This is a genomic window from Rhizobacter sp. Root404, from assembly GCF_001425865.1.
GTDB lineage: Bacteria > Pseudomonadota > Gammaproteobacteria > Burkholderiales > Burkholderiaceae_C > LMDS01.
Window position 1 is genome coordinate 613,185 of the sequence record NZ_LMDS01000001.1, and the last position, 7,969, is coordinate 621,153.

The following is a 7,969-nucleotide window of genomic DNA, read 5'->3' on the forward strand; positions in this document are numbered from 1 at the left end:
CTCGAAAACCAGGGGGAGAGGCCACCATGCCCAAGCAGTTGCTGATCTACGAATCCGCTGTCCCGGTCTCCGCCGCACGCCACGGCAAGATGTGCCTCGACCCCGACCGGACCTACGCGTTCAGCGCCGGCGTCAACGCCGTGCCGCTGATGGCGGTGGAGTTCATCCGCGCCGCCACCGAGTACGCGATCGTGTTCGCCGCCACCGGCGAGGACGTGTTGCCGGCCGCAGTGCTCGGCGTGCGCCCGGACCAGAACCTGTATCTGTCGGCCGATGCGCACTGGCAGGCCAAGTACATCCCGGCGTTCATCCGCCGCTACCCGTTCGTGTTCTCGGCCAGCGACGACCGCAAGACGCTGACCCTGTGCATCGACGAATCGCACCCCGGCCTGAACCGCGAGGGCCGCGGCCAGCCGCTGTTCGGCGAGGATGCGAAGGCCTCGCCCTACACCCAGCAGGTGCTGAAGTTCCTGCAGCAGTACCAGGCCCATTTCGAGCGCACGCGCCTGTTCTGCAAGCGGCTCAAGGACCTCGGGCTGCTCGAGCCGATGCAGGCCCAGGTGGTCACCCCGGCGGGCGAGAAGCTGACGCTGGGCGGCTTCATGGTCGTGTCGCGGTCGAAGCTGCGCGCGCTCGACGGCGAGGCGCTGGCCGCGCTCGCGAAGACCGACGAGCTGGAACTGCTCTACCTGCACCTGTACTCGATGCGCAATTTCAGCGACGTGAAGGACCGGCTGATCGGCGCTCTGGCCCCGGATGTGTCCGAGCCCGCCGCCTCCGACGCCGAGGCCGCGCCGGCCGAGGCCCCCGCAGTCCACTGAAGGCGGCTCGCGTCGCCGGGGCGGCGCATGGGCGCACCCCGGCCACGTGGCCGACGCTGAACCATGTCCGGACAACCCGCCTCGGTCTATTCGATCGCCGACGAGCAGCGCACGCGCGCCGAGTCGACCGCCTGGACGCATTTCATCGGCGCGGCGGACAGCGCCGAATTCTTCGCCTCGTGGCTGGCGCTGCTGGGCACCCGCATCGAGCGCGCGCGGGCGGCGTTGCTGCTGGTCGGCGACGGCGTGGGCGGGGCCTACGGCGTGGCCGCCGCCTGGCCCGACCCGCAGCGTGACCTGCAGTACCTCGGCAGCGTCGCGCAGCGCGCACTGACCGAGCGCAGCGGCGTCGTCACCGCGCCGGGCGGCGGCGAGCCGGGCGCGGACGGCGCGGCGCACGTCGGCTACCCGGTCGAGATCGACGGGCGGCTGGTCGGTGCGGTCGTGCTCGACATGGGCGCCGGCTCGGTCGGCGGCCTGCAGAACGCACTGCGCCAGATCCATTGGGCCAGCGCCTGGCTGATCGACCACTTCCGCCAGCAATTGCTCGGCGAGCGCGAAGCCGAGCTCGCGCGCGTGGGCTTGCTCAACGAGCTGATGGCCAGCGCGCTGCAGCACCGCCAGCTCCAGCCCTCGGCCCTGGCCGTGGCCAACGAACTCGCGATGCTGATGCAGTGCGACCGCGTGTCGATCGGCTTCGAGGACCGCGGCGAGGTGGTGCCGATCGCGCTGTCGCACACCGCCACCTTCGACCGCCGTTCCGACCTGGTGCGCACGATCGCGGAGGCGATGGACGAGGTGCTGGACCTGGGCGTCGCGGTCGTGCTGCCGGTGGCGGACGACGACGAACTCGGCGCGATCGCCCATGCCGAAGTCGCGCGCGCGCTGAAGGTGCAGGCGCTGCTGTCGGTGCCGCTGCTGCACGAGGCGCAGACGATCGGCGTGATCACGCTCGAGCGCAACACCGGCCCGGCGTTCAGCGAATCCGAGCAGCGCACCGTGCGCGCGCTCGGCGTGATGCTGGCGCCGCTGTGGGTGCTGGTGCGCCAGCAGGAGCGGCCGTGGTGGCAGCGCGCCCGCGACGGCGGCCGCGCCGCGTTGCAGGCCACGTTCGGGCCGAGCCACCCGGGCGCCAAGCTGATCGGCGGGCTGGTCGGCGTCGCGCTGCTGGCGCTGGCGCTGATCCACGCCGACCACCGCGTCGCCGCGCGCACCGTGATCGAGGGCTCGACCCAGCTCGCCTCGGTGGCGCCGTTCGACGGCTTCATCGCCGAGGGCCTGGTGCGCGCCGGCGACACGGTCCGCGCCGGCCAGCCGATGGCGCGACTCGACGACCGCGACCTGAAGCTCGAGCGCGCGAAGTGGAACTCCGAGCGCGAGCAGCTGCAGCGCAAGTTCCAGGTCGCGATGGCGCAGGCCGATCGCGGCACGATGGGTGTGATCGAGGCGCAGATCAACCAGACCGAGGCCCAGCTCGCGCTGGCGCAGGACAAGCTCGCCCGCACCACGCTGATCGCGCCGTTCGATGGCGTCGTCGTGTCCGGCGACCTGAGCCAGAGCATCGGCACGCCGGTCGAGCTGGGCAAGCTGCTGTTCGAGGTCGCGCCGCTCGCCGGCTACCGGGTGGTGCTGCAGGTCGACGATCGCGACATCGCCCACCTCGCGCTCGCGCAGCGCGGCGAGCTGGTGCTGTCCTCGCTGCCGGACCGGGCGCTGCCGTTCACCGTCAGCGCGATCACGCCGGTCGCGACGCAGGTCGACGGGCGCAACGTGTTCCGGGTCGAGGCGCTGATCGACGGTCCGGTCGCCAGCCTGCGGCCGGGCATGGAAGGCGTCGGCAAGGTCGTGGTCGGCGAGCGCAGCCTGCTCTGGATCTGGACCCACAGCTTCGTCGACTGGGCGCGCCTGGCGCTCTGGAACTGGATGCCCTGAGCGGCCGCCCGGGATGACCGCCTCCAACGCGCCGCTGCAAAGCACGCTGTGGTACCGCGTGGCGACGCTGCAGCCGCACCTGCTCGCCCGCGCCAAGCTGCACCGCCACCGCTACCGCGGCGCGCTGTGGTACCTGCTGCAGGACCCGGCCTCGGGCCGGGTGCACCGCTTCACGCCGGCCGCGCGGCTGATCCTCGCGGCGATGGACGGGCGCCGCACGATGCAGGACCTGTGGCGGCTCGCCCAGCGTCACCTCGGCGCCGATGCGCCGACCCAGGACGAGCTGATCCAGCTGCTCGGCCAGCTGCACAGCTGCGACCTGCTCGCGACCAACGTGCCGCCCGATGCGCTCGAGCTGTTCGACCGCGGCGAGAAGACCGCGCGCTCGAAGCAGCGCCGCTCGTGGATGAACCCGATGGCGGTGCGCATCCCGCTGTGGGACCCGGGGCGCTTCCTCGACCGCTTCGCACCGTGGTGGCGGCGGCTGTGGAGTCCCGTTGGCGGGCTGCTGTGGCTGGCCGTGGTGCTGCCGGCGCTGGTGCTGCTGCCGCAGTCCTGGCCCGAGCTCACGCACAACCTCTCGGACCGGGTGCTGCAGGCCGACAACCTGCTGCTGCTCGGGCTCGTGTTCCCGGTCATCAAGGCGCTGCACGAACTCGGCCACGCCACCGCCACGCGCGCGGGCGGCGGCGAGGTCCACGACATGGGCGTGATGCTGCTGGTGATGATGCCGGTGCCGTATGTCGACGCGTCGGCCGCCACGGTGCTGCGCTCGCGCTGGGCGCGCGCCACGGTCGGCGCCGCGGGCATGCTGGTCGAGGTGTTCGTCGCCGCGCTCGCGTTCTACGTCTGGCGCGCGGCCGAGCCGGGCATGACCCGCGCGGTCTGCTTCAACGTGATGCTGGTCGCCGGCGTCTCGACACTCGTCTTCAACGGCAACCCGCTGCTGCGCTACGACGCCTACTACATCCTGGCCGACCTGACCGAACTGCCGAACCTCGCGCAGCGCGCGACGCGCTACTGGGGCTACCTGGTCGAGCGCTACATCCTGCGCGGCCGCGACGCGGTCTCGCCGGCCGAGACCGCCGGCGAGCGCGTCTGGTTCGCGTTCTACGGCCTGGCGTCGACCGTGTACCGCCTGTTAGTCACCGTCGCGATCGCGCTGTTCATCGGCTCGCGGTTCTTCTTCTTCGGGGTCGTGCTGGCGCTGTGGGCCGTCGCGATGATGGCGATCGCGCCGCTGTGGCGCGCGGTCTCGCAGATCCAGCGTCGCCCGGGCCTGCGCGAGCGGCGCTCGGGCATCCTGGCCGCGGCCGGGCTGGGCGTGGCGGCGCTGGCGCTGGCCGCGGTGTTCGTGCCGCTGCCGTACCGGATGCAGGCCGAAGGCGTGATCTGGCTCCCCGAGCAGGCGACGCTGCGGGCCGGCGCGCCGGGCTTCGTCAGCCGGCTGCTGGTGGCGCCGGGCGAGACCGTGGCCGCCGGCACGCCGCTGGTGCGCAGCGTCGACCCGGCGCTCGATGCGCAGCTGCGCCTGGGCGAGGCCCGCGTCGCCGAACTCGAGGCGACCTACGGCAACGAGTTCGTCGTCGACCGCACCCGCGCCGACCTGGTGCGCGACCAGCTGCTGCTCGAGCGCGAGTCGGTCGAGCGCACGCGGGCGCGTGCCGCCGAGCTGACGATCTCGGCGCGCACCGCCGGCGTCTTCACGGTGTCCCGGCCGAACGACCTGCCGGGCCGTCACCTGCGCCAGGGCGAGGTGCTCGGCCATGTGCTGGACGGCGCCACGCCGGTCGTGCGCGTCGTCGTCGACCAGTCGGAGATCGACGGCGTGCAGGCGGCGGTCAAGCGCGTCGGGCTGCGGCTCGCGGACGACATCGGCCGGGTGATCCCGGGCCGCGTCGCGCGCGTCGTGCCGGCCGGCACCGCGGAGGCGCCGAGCCGCGCGCTGCTCGCCTCCGGCGGCGGGCGCATCGCCGCCGATCCGCGCGATCCGCAGGGCAAGAAGACGCTCGCGCGCATCTTCGAGATCGATGTCGAGCCGCTCGAATCGCTCGGCCGCTCGGCTGCGTTCGGCCAGCGCGTCCACGTGCGCTTCGAGCTGCACGACGCGCCGCTCGCCACCCAGGCCTACCGCGCGCTGCGGCGCCTGTTCCTGACCCACTTCGATGTCTAGCACCCGCCTGCTGCGCCTGCAGGCCCGCGACATCGCGACCGGCCGCCCGTATGTCGAGCGCGACGACCCCGAGCCGCCGCTGCACGACCGGATCGCGACCGGCGTATGGCGCACCGCCGTGATGCCGTTGCTGCGCGGCAGCGGCCTGCAGCAGCGTCGGGCGCGGGCGCTGGTCGCGCGCGTCGACGCGCTCGGCGCAGAAGCGAGCGCCTGCGACGACGCGCAGCTGCGCACGCAGGCGCGGCAGCTGCGCGCGATGCTGCGGCGCGAGGGCTTCGCGTTCGAGCCGGTGGCGCGTGCCTTCGCGCTGGTGCGCGAGGCGGCCAGCCGCGTGCTCGGCCAGCGCCACTACGAGACCCAGCTGATGGCGGGCTGGTTCCTGCTCGGCGGCTCGCTGGTCGAGATGGCCACCGGCGAGGGCAAGACCTTCGCGGCGACCCTGCCGGCCGTGACTGCGGCGCTCGCCGGGTTGCCGGTGCACGTGATCACCGTGAACGACTACCTGGCCGAGCGCGACGCGGCGACGATGGCGCCGCTGTACGAGTTCTTCGGCCTGAGCGTGAACGCCGTCGTGCACGACATGCCGAACCCGCAGCGCCGCGCCGCCTATGCCGGCGACGTGACCTACGCCAGCAACAAGGAACTCGCGTTCGACTACCTGCGCGACCGCGCCGCGCTCGGCGACCGCGCGAGCCTGCTGCACCTGGCGGTCGAGGGCGTGCGCGAGGGGCGGCAGCGCGCCGGCTCGGTCGTGCTGCGCGGGCTGGTGTTCGCGATCGTCGACGAGGCGGACAGCGTCTTCATCGACGAGGCGCGCACGCCGCTGATCCTGTCGACGACGGTCGATGCCGGGGCCGATGCCGAGCCCTGCGGCATCGCGCTGGACATCGCCGGGGCGCTGGCCGAGGGTGCGCATTTCGTCGTCGAACGCACGCATCTGCGGATTCGCCTGACCGACGCGGGCCGCGAGGAGATCGAGCGGCTCGACGCCGAGCTCGACGCGTCGCCATGGGAGTTCGCGCGTGACCGCGAGGAGAGCGTGCAGCGCGCGCTGGCCGCCGTGCACCTGTATGCGCGCGACCGCCAGTACGTGGTCGTCGACGGCAAGGTGCAGATCGTCGACGAATCGACCGGTCGCATCATGCCGGACCGCGCCTGGGAGCGCGGCCTGCACCAGATGATCGAGGCCAAGGAAGGCGTGGCGCTGACCGGCAAGCGCGAGACGCTCGCGCGCATCACCTACCAGCGCCTATTCCGCCGCTACCTGCGCCTGGCCGGCATGACCGGCACCGCCACCGAGGTGGCCGGCGAGATCGCGCGCACCTACGGCCTGGCGGTGGCGCGCGTGCCGCTGCACAAGCCGTCGCGCCGCATCGCCGCCGCAGCGCGCGGCCTGCCCGACGCGGCCAGCAAATGGCAGGCGGTGGCCGAGGCGGTGCGCCACAAGGCGACGCACGAGCAGCGGCCGGTGCTGATCGGCACCCGCACCGTCGAGGCCTCGGAGGCGATCAGCGCGGTGCTGCGCGAGCGCGGCATCGAGCATGTGGTGCTCAACGCCAAGCAGGACGGCGAGGAGGCGCAGATCGTCGGCGCCGCCGGTGCGGCCGGGCGGGTCACGGTGGCCACCAACATGGCCGGGCGCGGCACCGACATCGGGCTCGACCCGGGGGTGGCCGAGCGCGGCGGGCTGCACGTGATCCTGACCGAATACCACGACTCGCGCCGCGTCGACCGGCAACTGCTCGGCCGCTGCGCGCGCCAGGGTGACCCGGGCAGCTGCGAGTCCTTCGTCGCGCTCGACGACGAGCTGTTCCGCACCCAGGCGCCGCACCTGACGCGCTGGCTGCGCGCGCGCGCGGCGACGGCACCCGACGGGCTGCCGCCGTGGGCGACCGAATGGCTGCGGCGGGTCGCGCAGTCGGCGGCGGAGCGGCGCCATGCCGAGGTGCGGATGCAGACATTGAAGCAGGACCGGCAGCTGTCGCGCCTGCTGGCGTTTTCGGGGAGAGGCGAATGAACACACGGATGACGCTGGCGCTGGTCGCCTCGCTCGCGGCGCTGCCGCCCACGGCCGCCCGCGCGGGCAGCTTCGAGTGCCTGATGGACGCGTGGCAGACGGTGGAGATCCGCAGCCCGGCCGAGGGCCTGATCGACAAGGTCTACGTGCAGCGCGGCGACGCGGTGCGCAAGGGGCAGCCGCTGGTCGAGCTGGTCTCGAACGCCGAGCGCTCGGCGGCCGAGTCGGCGCGCTACCGCTCGCAGATGCAGGGGCCGGTCAACCAGTCGCGCAACCGGCTCGACTACGCGACCAAGAAGCTCGCCCGCGCCACCGAGCTGGCGCAGCAGAACTTCACCTCGGCCGAGTCGCGCGACCAGGCCGAGGCCGAGCGCCGCGTCGCCGAGAGCGAACTGCAGGCCGCGACCGAGAACCGCGAGCTCGCGAAGATCGAGCACCGCCATGCGCTCGACCTGCTGAGCCTGCGCACGATGAGCAGCCCGTTCAACGGCGTGGTCGTCGACCGCATGCTCAACCCCGGCGACATCGCCGAGGCCGGCACCGGCCGCAAGGCGATGCTGAAGATCGCGCAGATCGACCCGTTGCGGGTCGACGTGGTGTTCCCCGCGGCGCTGTTCGGCCAGCTGAAGCCGGGCATGAAGGCGATGGTCGTGCCGCAGGGCCTGGGTGGCCGGCACGCCGCCAGCGTGAAGCTGGTCGACAAGGTGATCGACGCCGCCAGCGGCACTTTCGTCGCCCGCCTGGAGCTGCCGAACCCCACGCTGGCGCTGCCCGGCGGGCTGCGTTGCCAGGCCGAATTCGACGGTCTGGCGGCGCCGGCGCCGACGGCTCGCGCGCCCGCCCGTCCAGCCCCCTGAGACGTACGCGTTTGCCATCCGGAGTTACGTCACCCCCAAACTAGGGGGTACAAGAAAAGTTAACTTCCGTGAATTAGTTCATGCGGTTACAAACTGTGAGCGTCCGGTCTCGGTATACCTGAGTGTGTTCCAACGGGGGTTCCGGCGCGCCTCGAGCCGGAGTCCGTCC

5 protein-coding genes are annotated in these 7,969 nt (G+C 72.7%); all 5 read left to right on the forward strand.

Features of this window, described 5'->3' with window-relative positions; translation table 11 throughout:
- Positions 1-26: 26 nt before the first annotated feature.
- The 5 genes from ASC76_RS02845 (at position 27) to ASC76_RS02865 (ending at position 7,800) form a co-directional block, all read left to right on the forward strand.
- The gene (locus ASC76_RS02845) at positions 27-821 is read left to right on the forward strand and encodes a SapC family protein (RefSeq protein WP_056462050.1); all 795 of its coding nucleotides are present in this window, start codon (positions 27-29) and stop codon (positions 819-821) included.
- Positions 822-884: 63 nt separating this feature from the next.
- On the forward strand, positions 885-2,753 hold the full coding sequence (locus ASC76_RS02850; RefSeq protein WP_056462052.1) for an HlyD family efflux transporter periplasmic adaptor subunit: 1,869 nt from the start codon (positions 885-887) through the stop codon (positions 2,751-2,753).
- A gap of 13 nt (positions 2,754-2,766) precedes the next feature.
- A complete protein-coding gene (locus ASC76_RS02855; RefSeq protein ID WP_056462054.1) occupies positions 2,767-4,926 on the forward strand; it encodes a hypothetical protein in 2,160 nt (719 codons plus the stop codon).
- On the forward strand, positions 4,919-6,943 hold the full coding sequence (locus ASC76_RS02860) for a preprotein translocase subunit SecA (protein WP_056462058.1): 2,025 nt from the start codon (positions 4,919-4,921) through the stop codon (positions 6,941-6,943). Before ASC76_RS02855 ends, ASC76_RS02860 begins: the two co-directional genes overlap by 8 nt.
- On the forward strand, positions 6,940-7,800 hold the full coding sequence (locus tag ASC76_RS02865; protein WP_082548664.1) for an efflux RND transporter periplasmic adaptor subunit: 861 nt from the start codon (positions 6,940-6,942) through the stop codon (positions 7,798-7,800). The genes ASC76_RS02860 and ASC76_RS02865 overlap by 4 nt, the downstream gene beginning before the upstream one ends.
- Positions 7,801-7,969: the final 169 nt, after the last annotated feature.